Below are 17,337 nucleotides of genomic sequence, written 5' to 3' on the forward strand. Positions count from 1 at the left end.
ACGTCGTACTACGGGGGAAAGGTCTCGTCCATGCCCGCTCGTTCCGTACGCCACCGTTCCGTACGCCGCCGTACCGCGCTCGCCGCCGCTGCCGTGCTGGCCGCCACCGCCGCCGGCACCACAGCGGCGGCCGCTGCCCCGGCCACGACGGCACCGGCCACCACGCCGCCGCGCTTCCTCGCGCCCGGCGAGCTGCCGCCGCACGCGTCCTCGCCCTGGTACGCCTCGAAGGTCACCCCGGGGCTGCCGGACCCGGAGCCGTTCTGCCTCGACGGCGGGGCCGTGCCGAGCGGCGACGGGACATACCACCGCGACTTCCACACCGAGTACGACACCAACGCCGTACAGGTCAGCGTGGTGACCTCCGGTGAGGACAGCGCGCGCCGGCTGGCCGAGCGGCTGCGCGAGAAGGTCGCGCGCTGCGCCGGCGACTGGCTGCACGAGCAGCCCGGCGGCACCGCGTCCTGGAAGGACTACGGCACGGTCACCGCGGCGGACGGCGGCCGGGTGTACGGCGTGCACACCTCGCTCCCGGAGTCCGAGCCGGGCGTGCACCTCTTCGGCGTGGGCCGCTCGGGCCGCACGGTCACGGTCGTGCGGTGGGGCGAGATGGGCACCTTCGCGCAGGCACCGGTGCCGGCCTTCAAGGCCACGCTCCGGCAGGCGCTCTCCAAGCTCTGAGCCGCCCGCGGGGCCGCGTCCGGCTCCCGGGCGCTCAGGCCAGCCACTGGTCGTACGCCATCGAGCACAGCAGCCCCGCCACGACCACCACCAGCACGCCGCGCACGAAGCCGGCGCCCCGCTTCAGCGCCATCCGGGCGCCGGCCGTGCTGCCCGCCAGGTTGAACGCCGCGAGCAGCGCGCCCAGCCCCCACAGCACGGTGCCCTGGTACGAGAACATCGCCAGGGCGCCGATGTTGGTGCACACGTTGACGACCTTGGCGGTCGCCGAGGCGGTCACCAGGTCCATGTGCAGGATCGCCGCCAGCGCGATGACCAGGAACGCGCCGGTGCCGGGCCCGATCAGCCCGTCGTAGAAGCCGATGCCGAGCCCGGCGATCAGCACGGCCGCGAGCACCCGCTGCCGGGTGACCGGGCCGGAGGGCGCGGGCGCGGTCCCGAAGGACGGCCGGAGCAGCACGAACGCCAGCACGCCGACCAGCACGATCATGATCAGCGGGCGCAGCACCGCGCTGTCCAGCCCGGCCGCGAGGAATGCGCCGCCCAGCGAACCGCCCGCCGCCGCCAGCCCGATGCGGACCGCTGCCGGTACGTCCAGCGGCGTCTTGCGGACGTAGGTGACGGCCGCGCCCGTCGTGCCCACCACCGCCGCCGACTTGTTGGTGCCGAGCACGAAGGCGGCCGGCACGTGCGGGAGGCCGACGAGCAGCGCGGGCAGCAGGATCAGCCCGCCGCCGCCCACCACGGCGTCGATCCAGCCGGCCGCCAGCGCGGCCAGGCAGAGCAGGAGCAGGGTCGTCAGGGATATGTCAGGCACCAGGTGATCTTAGGGAGCACCGGCCGCCCTAGGGTGGGCAGTTATGGACTCCGAGATCTTCGCCTTAGGAGGCGCGCTGCCGGTACGGCGGCTCGGTTACGGCACGGCACAGCTGGCGGGGCCCGGCTACTGGGGGCCGCGGCACGCCGATCCACGGGACGCGGTGGCGGTGCTGCGGCGCGCCGTGGAGCGCGGCGTGAACCTCCTCGACACCGCCGACAACTACGGTCCCGCGGTGGCCGAGGAGCTGATCGCCGAGGCGCTGCACCCGTACCCCGAGGACCTGGTGATCGCCACCAAGGGCGGCGTGGTCCGGACGAGCCCGGACGCCTGGCACATCGACGGGCGGCCCGAGTCGCTGCGCGCCATGTGCGACGCGAGCCTGCGGCGGCTGCGCCGGGACACCATCGACCTGTACCAGCTGCACCGGCTGGACCCGAAGGTGCCGCTCGCCGACCAGCTGGGCACGCTGCTGGAGCTGCGGGACGCCGGCAAGATCCGGTACCTCGGCCTGGACAGCATCGGCCCGGCCGACCTCACCGCCGCGCTGGCACTGGCCCCCATCGCGTCCGTGCAGAACCGCTACAACCTGCTGGACCGCGGCGCCGAGGAGCTGCTGACGGCGTGCGAGCGGCAGGGCATCGCCTTCCTGCCGTGGTTCCCGCTCGGCAACGGCGGGCTGACCGGCGGCGCGGCCCGCGCCCTGGACCTCGTCGCGGAGCGGCACGGCGCGCGCCACGGGCAGATCGCGCTGGCCTGGCTGCTGCACCGCTCCCCCGTGCTGCTGCCCACGCCCGGCACCGGCTCGCTCGCGCACCTGGAGGAGAACCTCGCCGCCGCGGAACTCGAGCTGAGCGCGGCGGACATGAAGCTGTTGGGGGACGCGGCGGACCGCTGACGGGCTGCAGCGGCGGACCGCTGACGGCTGCCGGGGCGGCCGTCCGTACGGAACCGGCCGCCCCGGGCCGCCCGTACCACCCCTGCCGCCCCGGACGCCTCAGACCGCCCACGGGTCCACCGGTACGACGTCCACGGCCCGGCCCCGGTCGTCCAGCGCGCGCCCCATCAGCTTGGACTGCTTCAGGATGATCGCCCGGTCCTGCAGCTGGAGGTGCGGCAGCCGCTCGCCGAGCTGGATCTCCAGCCGCTGCACGTCCTGGATGGACTGCAGCCAGAGCGTGAAGAGCAGGTTCTGCCGCCCGGTGACGGCGGCGCACAGCCGCACCTCCGGCAGGCCCAGCAGGACGCGCGCCGTCTCGGCGAGGTGGGTGGCGGGGACGCTGGCCCACAGGGTCGCCGAGATCGGCCACTCGGTCAGCTCGCGGGCCACCTCGCAGCGGAGTGCGATGTCCCGGTCGGCGAGCAGCCGGCCGAGGCGGCGCCGCACCGTGGGAGCGCTCAGCCCGACCGCGCGCCCGATCTCCACGGCGCTGCCCCGCCCGGCCCGGGACACCTCGGTGATCAGCGCCCGGTCCTGCGCGTCCAGCGGCCCGGCAGCGCCCGCCGGGGCCTCGGCCGTGCGCAGCGCCTCGCGCTGGCGGGCGTCCAGCGCGCGCAGCCGCCAGCGGCTGCCCTCGCCGTAGACGCGGGTGGCGATGGCGGCGCGGGTGGCGGTGACGCCCGGCAGCTCGGCGATCCGCCGCAGCAGCAGCCCGGAGAGCGCTTCCAGGCCCGGTACGAAGACGGTGATGACCAGGTCCCGGCCGCCGGCCATGTGCTCGACGGTGGCCACCTGCGGCAGGCTCACGAGCGTTCGGGTGACCGTCTCGACGCTGCCGGCCACGCAGTCGATCTCGACGAACGCGACGCACATCCGGTCCAGCCGCCGGGCGCCCGGATAGGCGGTGACCCAGGCGAGCCCGGCGCGCTCCAGGCGGCTCCAGCGGCGGGCCGCGGTGACCGGGTCGATGCCGAGCACCGGGGCGATGGTCTGCCACGAGGCGCGCGGCGCGATCTGCAGGGCGTGAATCAGCTGCGCGTCGAGCCCCTGCAGGCTCGTGGGCACGTTTTCCTGCATGATCAACGCCTCCTTGACGCTTTCCTGCGTCCTGAGAGTAATTCGTTTCTCTCCGTTCGGCCGCTGGCCAGCATGGCGATCCATTCGAGCCATTCCGGCACCGCCCAGAACCGGACGTTCGGTCGTCCGGGCCTACGAGACGAGGTTGGCGATGACATCAGCGGTCACGGCGAGAACCGCGGACACCCCGCGCACCGCGCACGGCAACGGGCGCAAGGCACTGCTCGCCGCCACCGTCGGCGGGGTCGTGGAGTCCTTCGACTGGGCCATCTACGCCGTACTCGCCCCGTACTTCGCGGCCGCGATGTTCCCCGGGGACGACCCGGTGACCAAGCTGCTCGCGGCCTACCTGGGCTTCGCCGTCGGCTTCGTCGTACGGCCCTTCGGCAGCTACGTGGTGGGCCGGTTCGCCGACTCGCGCGGCCGCCGGTTCGCGCTCACCCTCAGCATGACGGTGATCTCCGGCGCCAGCGTGCTGATCGCGGTGCTGCCGACCGCGGCGGTGATCGGCACGGCGGCGCCCGTGCTGCTCATCCTGCTGCGGCTGGTCCAGGGCCTCTCGATGGGCGGCGAGAACCCCAGCGCCGCCGCTTACGTCACCGAGACCGCCCCGCGCCACCTGCGCTTCCTGTACAGCTCGATCTCGTACTCGGGCGTGGTGATCGGCAACATCCTCTCCTTCGGCGTGCTGACGCTGCTGCTGGTGGCGCTGGGCGAGGACGGGGTGCGCGGCGGCGGCTGGCGGATCGGCTTCCTGGTCGCGGCGGCCCTCGGCCTGCTGGCGCTGTGGATCCGGCGCGGCGTGCGGGAGAGCGCGGAGTTCGCCGAGGCCGGCGCCGACGGCCCGAAGGGCGCCGAGCGGCGCGCGCTGTACCGGTCGAACCTGCGCGGCATGGCGGCCGTCTTCCTGATCTCGGTGGGCGCCACGGTCGGGTACTACTACGGCACCACCTACCTGCCCCAGTACGCGCAGCAGCTCGGCGTCGTCTCCGGGACCGAGTCGGCCGCCTCGATGCTGGGCCCGCTGGTGCTGCTGGTCGTGGCGATGGTCGTGGTCGGCCGGCTCGCCGACCGGCTGGGCGCCCTGCGCACGCTGCGCGCCGGGCTCGCCCTGCTGGCCCTGGCCACCGTGCCGCTGATGCTGGCGCTGGCGCACGGCGCCGTCCCGATGTGGCTGGTCACCGTGGTGTACCTGGCGCTGATCGCGGCGCCCATCGGGCTCACCAACGTGCTGTTCGCGCAGCAGTTCCCGGTCTCGGTGCGGGTCGTCGCGATGGGCGTGCCGTACACGATCGCGATCGGGCTGTTCGGCGGCACGTTCCCGCTGCTCGCGCAGGCCATGGCGAAGGCCGGGCACCTGACGCTGGTGCCCTGGTGGGCCGCGGGCGCCGCGGCCGTCTCGCTCGCCGGGACCTTCCTGATCCGCGCGCCGAGGACGTCCGGGGGCTGATCCCTCCCGCCGCGTAGGCCCTCTTGTGGCAGCCCCCGCGGTGCGGTCCTCTCGTTGCTGCCACCCCCCTCTCCGAAGGAGCACACATGAACCTGCGGGACGACGCCCGCTCCCTCTCCGGCGACCTCGTGCAGCTGCGCCGCACGCTGCACCGCATCCCCGAGGTCGGCCTCGACCTGCCGCGTACCCAGGAGACGGTGCTCGCCGCGCTGGACGGCCTTCCGCTGGAGGTCAGCACGGGCACCGGCCTCAGCTCGGTGACGGCCGTGCTGCGCGGGGCGCAGGAGGGCCCGACCGTGCTGCTGCGCGGTGACATGGACGCGCTGCCGGTCACCGAGAAGACCGGCCTGGACTTCGCCGCCGACACCGGGCGGATGCACGCCTGCGGCCACGACCTGCACACCTCGATGCTCGCGGGCGCAGCGAAGCTGCTCTCCGCGCACCGCGACCGCCTCGCTGGCGACGTGGTCTTCATGTTCCAGCCGGGCGAGGAGGGCTTCGACGGCGCCGGGCAGATGCTGGCCGAAGGGGTGCTGGACGCCTCCGGCCGCCGCCCGGACGCCGCGTACGCGATCCACGTGATGTCGGCGGGCCTGCGGAGCGGCGTGTTCGGCACCCGTGGCGGCCCCGCGCTGGCCGCGTCCAACGTGCTGAAGGTGACCGTGAACGGCGAGGGCGGGCACGGCTCGATGCCGCACCGTGCCAAGGACCCGGTGCAGGCCGCGTGCGCCATGGTCACCGCGCTGCAGGCGTGGATCACCCGCACCTTCGACGTCTTCGACCCGGTCGTGCTGACCGTGGGCACCTTCCACGCCGGCACCCAGCAGAACGTCATCCCGGACACCGCGACCTTCCACGCGACCGTCCGCAGCTTCTCGCCCGCCGCGCAACGCAGGGTCAGGGAGGGCTCGCCGGAGGTCTGCCGGGGCATCGCCCAGGCGTACGGGGTCGAGGTGGACGCGGAGTTCGTCGAGCAGTACCCGGTGACCGTCAACGACCACGCCGAGGCGGACTTCGTGGCGCACACCGTGCGGGAGGCGCTGGGCGAGGAGTTCTACGCGCCGCTGCCGCAGCCGCTGCACGGCTCGGAGGACTTCTCGCGGGTGATCGCCGAGGTACCGGGCGCGATGCTGACGCTCGGCTCCCCGCCCCCCGGCGCCGACCCGGAGACCTCCCCCAACAACCACTCCCCGCTCGCGGCCTTCGACGACGCGGTCCTCGCGGACGGCGCCGCGGTCTACGCGGAGCTGGCCGCCCGCCGCCTCGCCAAGGCCGCATAACGCCTTCCGCTCTCCTCACACGGCACCCCACCGTGTGAGGAGAGCAGCGTTCCCCCGTCGAAACGACCGGGATGCGGACGGGTAACAGCCGCCCCGCAGGCTTCTTGCATGACCTCGAAACAGCGCGTGGTGGTGATCGGCGGCGGGATGGCCGCCGCCCGGCTCGCGCGCCGGCTCGGTGACGGACCGGGGGCCGCGCGGTACGCGGTCACGGTGCTCGGCGAGGAGCCGCACGCCCCGTACAACCGTGTCCTGCTCGCCGAGGTGCTGGCCGGCCGCTACGCCCCCGAGGTGATCGCGCTGCCCGCGGTCCCCGGGGCCCGGTGGCTGAGCGGCGTGCGCGCGGTCCGCGTCGACCGCGCTGACCGCCGGGTGCACTGCGCCGACGGCCGCTCCCTCCCCTACGACGTCCTCGTCCTCGCCACCGGCTCCAACCCCGTACTGCCTCCGCTGCGCGGCCTCTTCACGCCCGGCGCCGACGGCCTGCCGCGCGGCGTCCACCCATTCCGCACGCTGGACGACTGCCGGGCGCTGGCCGCCGCCGGGGGCCGCCGCGCGGTCGTCATCGGCGGCGGGCTGCTCGGCGTCTCGGCAGCCCGCGCGCTCGCCGGCCGCGGCGCCCAGGTCGTCCTGGCGCACCAGGGCGAGCACCTGATGGAGCGCCAGCTCGACCCGGAGGCGGGCGCCCTCCTCCGCTCGTACCTGCAACAGCTCGGCGTCGAGGTGCACACCGAGTGCCGCGTCCGCGGCCTGCGCACCGAGGACGGCGCGGTCCGGGCCGTCGAACTGGCCGACGGCTACGCGCTCGACGCCGACCTGGTCGTCCTGGCCTGCGGGGTACGCCCCCGTACGGGCCTGGCGGCGGCCGCCGGGCTCACCGTCCGCCGCGGCGTCGTCGTCGACGACGCGCTGCGCACCGACGACCCCCGCGTCTTCGCGATCGGCGACTGCGCCGAGCACGACGGCGTGACGTACGGACTGGCCGGGCCCGCGCTGGAACAGGCCGACCTGCTGGCCGCGCGGTTGCTGGACGACGCGGCGCGCGGCTACCGCGGCACGCGGGCGCTCACCCGGCTGACCCTGACCGGCACCGGGCCCGGCCCCGGCCCCGCCTTCGACCTCGCCGCCTTCGGCGAGCCGGCCCCGGCCCCCGGCGACGACGTCGTCCGGCTCAGCGACGCCACCCGCGGCGCGTACCGCCGGGTCGTGGTCCGCGGGGACCGGCTGGTCGGCGGCATTCTCCTCGGCGATCTCGGCACCGTCGGCGCGCTCGCCCGTACCTGGGAGGGCGACGAACCGCTGCCCGCCGCTCCCGTGCTCCACCTGCTCACCAATGGAGGCTCCTGACCATGACTGCCGAGGCGAACACCGCAGCCACGACCGACACGCCCACGATCGTGCTCGTCGGCCACGGAATGGTCGGCCAGCGCTTCCTGGAGGCCCTCGCGGACCGGGGCGTGACCGGGTCGGCACGCGTCGTCGTGCTCTGCGAGGAGCCCCGCCCGGCCTACGACCGGGTCCAGCTGACCTCGTACTTCTCCGGGCGCACCCCCGAGGACCTGTCCCTGGTGGACGCGGACTTCATGGCGCGGCACGGCATCGAACTGCACCTGGGCGACCCCGCCGAGACCGTCGACCGCGCGGCCCGCACGGTGACCGCACGGTCCGGGCTCACCGTGCGGTACGACACGCTCGTGCTGGCCACCGGCTCGTACCCCTTCGTGCCGCCGGTCCCCGGCAAGGACAGCGAGGGCTGCTTCGTCTACCGCACGATCGAGGACCTGCTCGCCATCGAGGAGTACGCCAAGAACTCCCGCTCCGGCGCTGTCGTCGGCGGCGGCCTGCTCGGCCTGGAGGCCGCGGGCGCGCTCACGGGCCTGGGGCTGGACACGCACGTCGTGGAGTTCGCGCCGCGGCTGATGCCCGTCCAGGTCGACGACGGCGGCGGCGAGGCGCTGCGCCGCACCATCGAGGGCATGGGCGTCACCGTGCACACCGGCGTCGGCGGCAAGGAGATCACCGCGGGCGCGGACGGCACGGTGACCGGCATGGAGCTGTCCGACGGCTCCCGCATCGACACCGACCTGGTGATCTTCTCGGCCGGGGTCCGGCCGCGCGACCAGCTGGCCCGCGAGTGCGGCCTGGAGGTCGGCGAGCGCGGCGGCATCAAGGTCGACGAGCAGTGCCGTACCGCGACCGACCCGGCCGTCTTCGCGATCGGCGAGTGCGCGCTCGCCGCCGACGGCCGGGTGTACGGCCTGGTCGCGCCCGGCTACGAGATGGCCGAGACGGCCGCCGCCGCCATCGCGGCGCAGGAGACGCCCGGCTTCACCGGCGCCGACACCTCCACCAAGCTCAAGCTGCTCGGCGTGGACGTGGCGTCCTTCGGCGACGCGCACGGCACCGCCGAGGGCTGTCTGGACGTGGTGTACGCCGACTCCCGCTCCGGCGTCTACAAGAAGCTGGTCATCGGCGCCGACGGCACGCTGCTGGGCGGCGTCCTGGTCGGCGACGCCGAGGCGTACGGCACGCTGCGCCCGCTCACCGGCACCGTGCCGCCCGTCGCCCCGGAGCAGCTGGTCCTCCCGGCCGGCGCCGGCGCCCCCGTCGCGCTCGGCCCGTCCGCGCTCCCCGACGAAGCGGTCATCTGCAACTGCCACAACGTCACCAAGGGCACCATCCGCGCGGCCGTCACCGAGCACTCCTGCGGCACGGTCCCCGAGGTCAAGAAGTGCACCAAGGCCGGCACCGGCTGCGGCTCCTGCGTGAAGGCGCTGACCACCCTGGTCAACGACGAGCTGGAGCTGAACGGCGTCACCGTCGACAAGGGCCTGTGCGGCTGTTTCCCGCACACCCGCGCCGAGCTGTACGAGGTCGTCCGCACCCTGCGCCTCACCTCGTACGAGCAGCTGCTCGCCTCGCACGGCCGCGAGGAGGCGAAGAACGGCGACGGCTGCGAGATCTGCAAGCCGGCCGTCGGCTCGATCATCGCCTCGCTGGCACCCACCCTCGGGGCCAGCGGCTACGTCCTGGACGGCGAGCAGGCGGCCCTGCAGGACACCAACGATCACTTCCTCGCCAACCTCCAGCGCAACGGCTCGTACTCGGTCGTGCCCCGCATTCCCGGCGGCGAGATCACCCCCGAGAAGCTGATCGTGATCGGCGAGGTGGCCCGGGACTTCGGCCTCTACACGAAGATCACCGGCGGCCAGCGGATCGACCTGTTCGGCGCGCGGGTGGACCAGCTGCCGAAGATCTGGGCCCGGCTGGTCGACGCCGGGTTCGAGTCCGGTCACGCGTACGGCAAGGCCCTGCGCACGGTGAAGTCCTGCGTGGGCCGGACCTGGTGCCGCTACGGCGTGCAGGACTCCGTCCGCATGGCCATCGACCTGGAGCTGCGCTACCGGGGCCTGCGCTCCCCGCACAAGCTCAAGTCCGCGGTCTCCGGCTGCGCCCGCGAGTGCGCCGAGGCCCGCGGCAAGGACTTCGGCGTCATCGCCACCTCCAACGGCTGGAACCTCTACGTCGGCGGCAACGGCGGCGCCGACCCCCGCCACGCGGACCTGCTCGCCCAGGACCTGTCCGACGCCGAACTGGTCCGTCTCATCGACCGCTTCCTGATGTTCTACATCCGCACCGCCGACCGGCTGGAGCGCACCTCCGCCTGGCTGGAGCGGATCGAGGGCGGCCTGGACCACGTACGCGACGTCGTCGTCCACGACTCCCTCGGCCTCTGCGCCGAGCTGGAGTCCCTGATGGCCGACCACGTGGCCCACTACCGCGACGAGTGGGCGGAGACCCTGGACGACCCGGAGCGGCTGGCCCGCTTCGTCTCCTTCGTCAACGCGCCCGAGGCCCCCGATCCGTCCGTCCGCTTCGTGCCCGAGCGGGACCAGATGAAGCCCGACCTGGACCTGCTGGCCGGCCCCACCCTCCCCGTACGCACCCTCGAAGGGACTGTCGCCCGATGACCGAGACTCTTGAGCGTCCGCTGACCACCGGCACCGTCGAACTGCGCACGGACCGCGGCTGGCTGCCCGTCTGCGACTCCGCCTGGCTGATCCCCGGGCGCGGGGTGGCCGTGCTCCTGCCCGACGGCGGACAGGCGGCGCTCTTCCTGGACCGCGCGGGCCGTCCGTACGCGATCGGCAACCGCGACCCGTTCACCGGCGCCTACGTCCTCTCCCGCGGCCTCACCGGCTCCGCCGACGGCCGTCCGTACGTGGCGTCCCCGCTCCTGAAGCAGCGCTTCGACCTGGCGACGGGCGCATGCCTGGACGACGCGGCGGTGTCGGTCCCGGTGTACGAGACGCGGCTGGCCGCGGAGGCCACGGAGGCGGCGGCCGCCTGACCCCGCCCCGGCAGCCCTGGTGGCGTCGGCGCCTCGGTGGTGTCGACGGCCCCGGCCGCCCCTGCAGCCCGGCCGCCCCGTCCGCGCCTGCCCTGCCCTGTCCGGCGCGCGGCGGGGCGGTCGCGTACGGCCCGTCACCCCCGGCGGCGTACGCTGGCCACAGCGCTCTACCGGCGAGTACTGGCGGGTACGGACGTACCGCGTACTCGGCCGGGCAGAGGTACCGCGTACTGACACGTGCCGAGTCCCGCGTACCGAAAGGTTCAGGCAATGGCCCGCCGCTGGAACACGTCCCACATCCCCGACCAGACCGGCCGGCTGGCCGTCGTCACCGGCGCCAACAGCGGTCTCGGCTACGTCACCGCGCGCGAGCTGGCCCGCCGCGGCGCACGGGTCGTCCTCGCCTGCCGCGACAAGGACCGCGGCGCCGCTGCCGTCGCCCGGCTGCACTCCGAACTCCCCGCCTCGGACGTCGAGCTGCGCACGCTCGACCTCGCCGACCTGGCCTCCGTCCGCGCCTTCGCCGAGGACCTGGCCCCCGACCGCCTCGACCTGCTCATCAACAACGCGGGCGTGATGGCGCTCCCGTACCGCCGCACCGCCGACGGCTTCGAGATGCAGTTCGGCACCAACCACCTCGGCCACTTCGCGCTGACCGGCCTGCTCCTGCCCGCGCTGCTCGCCACCCCCGGCTCCCGGGTCGTCACGGTCTCCAGCGGCCTCCACGCCCTCGCCGACGTGAACCTCACCGATCCGCACTACGCGAGCCACCGGTACCGCCGCTGGATCGCCTACGGCCGCTCCAAGTCCGCCAACCTCCTCTTCACGCACGAGCTGTCCGCCCGCCTCGCCCGGGCCGGCGCCGACGTCCTGGCCGTCGCCGCGCACCCCGGTTACGCCGCCACCAACCTCCAGACGGCCGGCGTACGCATGGAGGGCCGCAGCCGCGCCGAGCAGCTCGTCGGCCTCGGCAACCGGATCTTCGCGCAGCCCGCCGAGGCCGGTGCGCTGCCCACGCTCTGCGCGGCGACGGCACCGCACATGAAGCCCGACGCGTTCCTCGGCCCCCAGGGCGGCCTCCGCGGCGCCCCGGCTCCGTCGTTCCGCGCCCCCTGGACCCGGAACGACGTCACGTCGGAGCTGCTGTGGACCGCCTCGGAGGAAATGACGGGCGTCACGTACGACTTCACGCCGCAGGCGCAGACGCGGGCGTGAGCTGCACCGTCACCTGACCGGTGCGGGCGTGGACTGCGGGTTCACGTCCTGGCCGCCGGCCTGACGTTCTGGTTCACGTGGAAGAAGTTGTCCGGGTCGTACGCGCGCTTGACCCGTGCCAGCCGGTCGTAGTTCTCCCGGTAGGTGGCCCGGACCCGGTCCTCCCCCTCGCCCTCGCCGAGGAAGTTCACGTAGGAGCCGCCCATGGAGTACGGGTGCAGCGCCTCCCAGTACCCCACGCACCACTCGCGCAGCGACTTCGCGTTGGCCGGGTCCGGGTCGATCCCGGCGTACACCGCCGACCACAGCGCGTCCCGGTAGCCCCACGCGGTCATGTCCTTGCCCACCTGGTGCACGGCCCGGTCCACCGGATACAGGTGCATGGTCGACAGTCCGCTCGGCAGGTCCTCGCCGAACCGCCGGTGGATCTCCAGCGCCTCGTCCGGGATCCGGTCGAAGAAGTCCCCGCGCCAGTACCACTGGAGCCCCGCCGGCAGCAGCTCGTCGAACATGCGCTGCAACTGCGGGTACGGCATCGGCGTGGTGAAGTGGAAGGCCGGCCTGCCCGGCTCGCGCACCACCTCCAGTACCCGGCTGGTGCGCGCCGGGTCGCCCGTCCAGCACCAGACGACGCCGCACATCTTCCGCCCGTGCAGCTCCTCGGGGAACGGCGGCCCCGGCGGCACGGCCAGCACCGCGAAGAAGCCGTACACGTCCTCCTCGGCCTGCGGCAGGAACTCCCGGTACCAGGCCAGCACTTCGGGCGTGCGCTCCACGGGCCACACGGTGACCCCGACGCCGACCGTGTCCACGGGGTGCAGCCGGTACGTGTACGCCGTCACGACGCCGAAGTTCCCCCCGCCGCCGCGCAGCGCCCAGAACAGCTCGGCGTTCTCCCGTTCGCTCGCGGTGACGAAGGTGCCGTCCGCCAGCACCACGTCCGCCGCGATCAGGCTGTCCAGCGTCAGGCCGTACTTGCGGGTGAGGTACCCGTGCCCGCCGCCCAGCGTCAGCCCGCCGATGCCGGTCGTCGAATTGATGCCGGTGGGCACGGCCATCCCGAACGCGTGCGTCGCGTGGTCCAGGTCGCCGAGCAGGCTCCCGCCGCCGGCCTGCACGGTACGGGCCCGGGGATCGACCCGCACCCACCGCATCGGCGCCAGGTCGAGCGTGACCCCGCCGTCCACCACCCCCAGCCCGGGCGCGCTGTGCCCTCCGCCCCGCACGGCGAGGTCCACGCCCTCCCCGCGCGCGAACGCCAGCACGTCCCGCACGTCCGCGACGTCCCGGCACGGCACGACGGCAGCCGGCCGCTTGTCCAGCATCCCGTTGTAGACCTTCCGGGCCTCGTCGTACCGGGCGTCCTCCGGCCCGATGACCGGCCCCCGCACCGCGTTCCTGAGCCTGTCGAGAGTTTCGGTGTCCATGGCGGCCCCCATGGCATCGCACCTTTGGCCAAAGCCCAGCTCCCGAGCCCCGGCCCTTGCCGCCACCGTGCCGCCGCCCTCACCCCCCGGCAATCCCCGCCGCATACCGATTTCCGCCCGACCTCCGCGCGCGCCCGTCCGCACTGTCACCGCACCCGACGGGAGGGCAGACGACCGCCCGCCGGTGAATGCCCTGAACGCCCTTCGGTGCTTCCGGAGAGGCGTGGCGAACGAGGCGTCGCTGCCGCGCGGGACGCCCCCTCGCCGAGCCGCCGCTCGGCCAGAAGGCGCGCCAATCGAGCCCCTCGGGGCGTGGAACTGAACCGCTGCGTGGACATACGTACGGTGACGGGCGACCGGGGCAGGAATGCGAGGAGCGCTATGAGCACCGACGAACTGGGCTGGTTCAAGAGCAGCTACAGCGGCTCCCAGGGCGACAGCTGCGTCGAAGTCGCCCTCTCCTGGCGGAAGTCCACGTACAGCGGCTCGCAGGGCGACGACTGCGTCGAGGTGGCCGCCTGCCCCGACACCGTCCACGTCCGGGACTCCAAGGACAAGGCCGGGCCGCGGCTCACCGTCGGCGCCCCCGCGTGGCGCGCGTTCGTCGCGTACAGCGTGCAGGCCGCGCCGGGGGCCGCCGCGCTTTAGCGTCGGCTGCGTCCCCACAGCGCACCGCCCGCGACCACCAGCCCGATGGCGATGATCTTCGCCGCGCCGTAGTAGCCGCCCGCCAGGTTCTCCGGCGTGCCGGGGAGGCGGAAGAAGACCCAGACCGCCACGACCGCCCCGAGGACGATCAGACCGACGGCCCCCACCGGGCCGAACCCGGCCCACCAGGGGGCGTCGTCGTAGCTCCGCTCGGCTTCCTCGTGCTTCATGACCCGTTCCCCCGTGTGCGCGGCGCTGATCATGAGGGAAGACGCGGAACGGATGGATGAGGTTCACTGCCTTCAGGTGCACACGAAGCCGGCCGGGTCGGTCAGGTAACGATCGAGGTCCGGGGCTTCGTGGGCTCGCCGACCGGCAGCCGGCGCAGATCCACCGGGTAGCCCCACTCGTCGCGGTCCTCCGGCGTCATGGCCCACAGGACTCCGCCCGATCCCGCGTGGAAGGAGAATCTGACACTGGGCACAGCGTCTCCCCCCCCCACCTGATTCCGAAAGGCTTTGCAGAACACTAGCTGCCGTCAGTGGGGCAGCAACCGCACGGGGGGTCTCGCCACTCGGGGAGGTCTTCCACGTCCGGCGCGTGGACGCCCCGCAAGAACCGGTCGAAGGCGTCGAACTCGTTCTCCCCCCGGTAATACCCACCGGTGTGGTGGAGGTAGAAGAACCGCCCTTTCTCGTCCACCAGGAGGAGCGCATACTCGGACGTTTCGTAGCCGACGGGGAAGAGGCGCGTATCGAGCCCGGTCGCCATTTCCCGGATGTCTTCCGCATCGCCGTCATATCCGGCGGTCGGCTCCATGTCCCAGCCACGGTTCCGCACCGTGGGGTGGCTGAGGTGCAGCGTCCCGTACGTCCGGATGATGCGCACCGCGGACGGCGGCGGCGTCAGGGGCGCTCCCTGCCGGTCGGCGTCGTCCACGCGTACGCGGATCAGTTCGTCGGCGCGTTCGCCGATGTCGCGCCCCGGATGCCAGCCGTTTCCGGTCAGCCAGTCGCGCACTTCGGGCGTGGGCCGGTCCGAACCCATCAGCCGCTCCCTTCGTTGGCGTCCGGTCAGGGCCCCGAAGTGCCCGTGAGGGATTCCCGTGGCAGGTTCAGCTCGCGGGCCAGGGCCTCTTCCGCCCATTGCAGCATGGTGGTGCGGGACAACGGGCCCCCGTAGGAGGTCATCTGGACGGCGAGGCCGTCCAGCAGGGCGGTGAGGCGCCAGGCCGCCGTCGTGGGGTCGGGGCAGTCGAACTCGCCGGCTGCCGCGCCCTCGGCCATCACGTCCGCGAGGGCGGTCTTCCACTCCTGGTCCAGGCCGCCGGCCGTCTCCCGCAGGACCGGGTCGCGGAGGGCGGCCGCCCAGCCCTCGATCCACAGGCGCCAGCCCTTGGCCTGGCCGGTCGGGGCGTACCAGCGCACCGCCGCGCGCAGCCGACGCACCGCGGTCGTGCGGCGGCCGAGGAGGCGCCGCAGATGGGCGAGGTCCGCCTCGGCGGCGTGCGCGAAGGCCGCCGCGACCAGCTTCTCCTTCGTCGAGAAGTGGTACAGGACCAGGGCGTTGGAGACCCCCAGCGCCGAGGCCACGTCGGAGACGCGGACGGCCGCGGCGCCGCGCGCCTCGATCTGTTCGATGGCGGCGCGCAGCAGCTCCTCGCGCCGCTCCGCCACGTTCAACCGGACTCTTGCCACGCGGTCAGCCTACAACCGGGAGCGTGCGCGAACCCTTGACACCGGGCGGCGACGGGGCCACAGTCCCTTCGCATTACTGACTGTCCGTTCAGTTAGTTGGAGCACGCCGGACACGTCTTCGTACGAGTCGCCGTCGCGCAGGGAGTCAGCCGTGAGAGAGACAGAGACACCGCCGTCATCGTCCGCACCACCGGCCGACCACGCCCTCCGCGGCGGGCCGGACTCCCCCGACCTCTCCGAGGGGTGGGGAGAGCAACGGGGCCGGCTGCGCAAGGACCTGCGTCGCCTGGACGTGCTCTTCTTCCTGATCTGCACGCTGGTCGGGCTCGACACGATCGGGTCGGTCGCGGCGCAGGGACCGCAGGGCCTGACGTGGATGGCGGTCCTCGCGGTCGTCTTCTTCCTGCCGTACGGACTGCTCGTCGCGGAACTGGGCTCGGCCTTTCCCGTACAGGGCGGGCCGTACGTCTGGACGCGGCTCGCCTTCGGGCGGCTGACGGCCGGGCTGAACCAGATTCTGTACTGGATATCCAATCCGGTGTGGGTCGGCGGCAGCCTGTGCATCATCGCGCTGACGACGTGGGAGGAATTCTTCACGCCGCTGCCGGGCGCGTGGAAGTACCTGGCCGGGCTGGTGTTCATCTGGGGCGGCGCGCTCGCCGTCGTGCAGTCCGTACGCATCGGGAAGTGGGTGCCGATCGCGGGGGCCGTCGCGCGGATCGTGCTGCTGGGATTCTTCCTGGTGTCGGTGGTCGTCTTCGCGGTGGAGCACGGCGTCCACCCGCTGCCGGTACGGGAATTCGCGCCGACGTACGCCGGATTCATCGCGCTCGTGCCCGTGCTCATCTTCAATTACGTCGGCTTCGAACTGCCGAGTTCGGCGGCGGAGGAGATGACCAATCCGCGGCGGGACATTCCGCTGTCGATCCTGCGGTCGGGACTGGCGTCGCTGGTGCTCTACGGCGGGCCCATTCTCGGCATTCTGTTCGTGCTGCCGGGGAAGGAGATCGGCAGCCTCGGCGGATTCATCGACGCCTGCAAGGCGGTCTTCACCGTGTACGGCGGCCATATCGCGGCGGACGGGACGGTCACGCTGAGCGGCGCCGGCGCGGTCTTCGGCGGCATCGCCGCGGCGGGTCTGATCGTCGGGCTGCTGACCAGCGGCGTCACCTGGGCGATGGGCGCGCACCGGGCCGAGGCCGTGGCCTGCGCGGACGGCGCGGGTCCCGCGTGGCTCGGCAAGATCGACGAAAGGCACGGCACGCCGGCCCGCGTGAACCTGCTCTCCGCGGTGATCGCGTCCGTCCTCTTCGTACTCGCGCTCAACCTGACCGAGGGAGATGGTGAGAAGTACTTCGCGGCGGGGCTCGGGCTGACGATCAGTACGACGTTCATCTCGTACGTGATCACCTTTCCGAGCCTGGTCGTGCTGCGCCGCAAGTACCCGGACACGCCGCGGCCGTACGCGGTACCGGGCGGCCGGGCGGGCGCCTGGCTGGTCACCGGACTGGCCACGGCCTTCGTCGCGTTCACGGTCGTGGTGCTGATCTGGCCGGGCTTCGGCGTGGGCTGGTTCGGCACGGCCGGCTCGGCGGCGGACTCCCTCCCGCCGTCCTTCGCCGGCCAGCGCCTGGCCTACACCCTCAGCCAGGTCGTCCCCCTGCTCCTCTTCCTCGCCATCGGCGCGGCCTTCTACGCCCTGGGCACGAAGACCCGGCGGGCGAAGGGCTGAGCAGTACGGCCAGGCACGCGTA

17 protein-coding genes are annotated in these 17,337 nt (G+C 73.3%); 10 read left to right on the plus strand and 7 right to left on the minus strand.

Translation table 11 applies throughout. The features are described 5' to 3' along the window. The first annotated feature begins 30 nt into the window (after positions 1-30). Positions 31-681 (plus strand): sensor domain-containing protein, encoded by a 651-nt coding sequence (locus tag C3486_RS17855; protein ID WP_103833708.1) that lies wholly within the window; start codon positions 31-33, stop codon positions 679-681. A gap of 34 nt (positions 682-715) precedes the next feature. On the opposite strand, the gene C3486_RS17860 is transcribed toward C3486_RS17855, so the two are convergent. Then, positions 716-1,501 carry a TSUP family transporter gene (locus C3486_RS17860; protein ID WP_181138593.1) on the minus strand — a complete coding sequence of 262 codons (786 nt, stop codon included), beginning with the start codon at positions 1,499-1,501 and terminating at the stop codon, positions 716-718. A gap of 40 nt (positions 1,502-1,541) precedes the next feature. Between C3486_RS17860 and C3486_RS17865 the strand changes: the two genes are divergently transcribed. Further along, entirely contained in the window at positions 1,542-2,396 is an 855-nt protein-coding gene (locus C3486_RS17865) for an aldo/keto reductase (RefSeq protein ID WP_103833710.1), read from the plus strand. A gap of 99 nt (positions 2,397-2,495) precedes the next feature. Here the strand turns inward: C3486_RS17865 and C3486_RS17870 are convergent, their stop codons facing one another. Further along, complete coding sequence (locus C3486_RS17870; RefSeq protein ID WP_181138589.1) at positions 2,496-3,515, minus strand: Lrp/AsnC family transcriptional regulator; 1,020 nt, start codon at positions 3,513-3,515, stop codon at positions 2,496-2,498. Positions 3,516-3,666: 151 nt separating this feature from the next. Between C3486_RS17870 and C3486_RS17875 the strand changes: the two genes are divergently transcribed. The 6 genes from C3486_RS17875 (at position 3,667) to C3486_RS17900 (ending at position 11,811) form a co-directional block, all read left to right on the plus strand. Further along, positions 3,667-4,965, plus strand: coding sequence for an MFS transporter (locus C3486_RS17875; RefSeq protein ID WP_103833712.1), 1,299 nt, complete (start codon positions 3,667-3,669; stop codon positions 4,963-4,965). Between the two features lie 86 nt (positions 4,966-5,051). Further along, the gene (locus tag C3486_RS17880; protein WP_103833713.1) at positions 5,052-6,245 is read left to right on the plus strand and encodes a M20 family metallopeptidase; all 1,194 of its coding nucleotides are present in this window, start codon (positions 5,052-5,054) and stop codon (positions 6,243-6,245) included. A 108-nt stretch (positions 6,246-6,353) separates the two neighbouring features. Continuing rightward, positions 6,354-7,592, plus strand: coding sequence for an NAD(P)/FAD-dependent oxidoreductase (locus C3486_RS17885; RefSeq protein ID WP_181138590.1), 1,239 nt, complete (start codon positions 6,354-6,356; stop codon positions 7,590-7,592). A gap of 2 nt (positions 7,593-7,594) precedes the next feature. Further along, positions 7,595-10,216: a nitrite reductase large subunit NirB gene (gene nirB / locus C3486_RS17890; RefSeq protein WP_103833715.1), complete on the plus strand. Its 2,622-nt coding sequence runs from the start codon at positions 7,595-7,597 to the stop codon at positions 10,214-10,216. Next, the gene (nirD, locus tag C3486_RS17895; protein WP_103833716.1) at positions 10,213-10,596 is read left to right on the plus strand and encodes a nitrite reductase small subunit NirD; all 384 of its coding nucleotides are present in this window, start codon (positions 10,213-10,215) and stop codon (positions 10,594-10,596) included. The genes nirB and nirD overlap by 4 nt, the downstream gene beginning before the upstream one ends. Before the next feature lie 270 nt (positions 10,597-10,866). Continuing rightward, positions 10,867-11,811: an oxidoreductase gene (locus C3486_RS17900; protein WP_103833717.1), complete on the plus strand. Its 945-nt coding sequence runs from the start codon at positions 10,867-10,869 to the stop codon at positions 11,809-11,811. A 41-nt stretch (positions 11,812-11,852) separates the two neighbouring features. Here C3486_RS17900 and C3486_RS17905 read toward each other — a convergent pair whose 3' ends face one another. Further along, entirely contained in the window at positions 11,853-13,238 is a 1,386-nt protein-coding gene (locus C3486_RS17905) for an FAD-binding oxidoreductase (RefSeq protein WP_103833745.1), read from the minus strand. 381 nt (positions 13,239-13,619) lie between these two features. Between C3486_RS17905 and C3486_RS17910 the strand changes: the two genes are divergently transcribed. Then, positions 13,620-13,886: a DUF397 domain-containing protein gene (locus C3486_RS17910; RefSeq protein WP_103833718.1), complete on the plus strand. Its 267-nt coding sequence runs from the start codon at positions 13,620-13,622 to the stop codon at positions 13,884-13,886. On the opposite strand, the gene C3486_RS17915 is transcribed toward C3486_RS17910, so the two are convergent. The 4 genes from C3486_RS17915 to C3486_RS17925 all read right to left on the minus strand — a co-directional run bounded on the left by C3486_RS17915 (position 13,883) and on the right by C3486_RS17925 (position 15,583). Next, entirely contained in the window at positions 13,883-14,116 is a 234-nt protein-coding gene (locus tag C3486_RS17915) for a hypothetical protein (protein WP_103833746.1), read from the minus strand. The two genes, C3486_RS17910 and C3486_RS17915, sit on opposite strands and share 4 nt — an antisense overlap. 101 nt (positions 14,117-14,217) lie before the next feature. Beyond that, the gene (locus C3486_RS37315; RefSeq protein WP_181138591.1) at positions 14,218-14,370 is read right to left on the minus strand and encodes a hypothetical protein; all 153 of its coding nucleotides are present in this window, start codon (positions 14,368-14,370) and stop codon (positions 14,218-14,220) included. 44 nt (positions 14,371-14,414) lie between these two features. Beyond that, positions 14,415-14,933 carry an SUKH-3 domain-containing protein gene (locus C3486_RS17920; protein ID WP_103833719.1) on the minus strand — a complete coding sequence of 173 codons (519 nt, stop codon included), beginning with the start codon at positions 14,931-14,933 and terminating at the stop codon, positions 14,415-14,417. 26 nt (positions 14,934-14,959) lie between these two features. Further along, positions 14,960-15,583, minus strand: coding sequence for a TetR/AcrR family transcriptional regulator (locus C3486_RS17925; RefSeq protein WP_181138592.1), 624 nt, complete (start codon positions 15,581-15,583; stop codon positions 14,960-14,962). 151 nt (positions 15,584-15,734) lie between these two features. Between C3486_RS17925 and C3486_RS17930 the strand changes: the two genes are divergently transcribed. Further along, positions 15,735-17,315: an APC family permease gene (locus tag C3486_RS17930; protein WP_308461252.1), complete on the plus strand. Its 1,581-nt coding sequence runs from the start codon at positions 15,735-15,737 to the stop codon at positions 17,313-17,315. Positions 17,316-17,337 lie beyond the last annotated feature (22 nt).

It is taken from the genome of Streptomyces sp. Ru73 (assembly GCF_002920575.1).
Classification (GTDB): Bacteria; Actinomycetota; Actinomycetes; order Streptomycetales; family Streptomycetaceae; genus Streptomyces.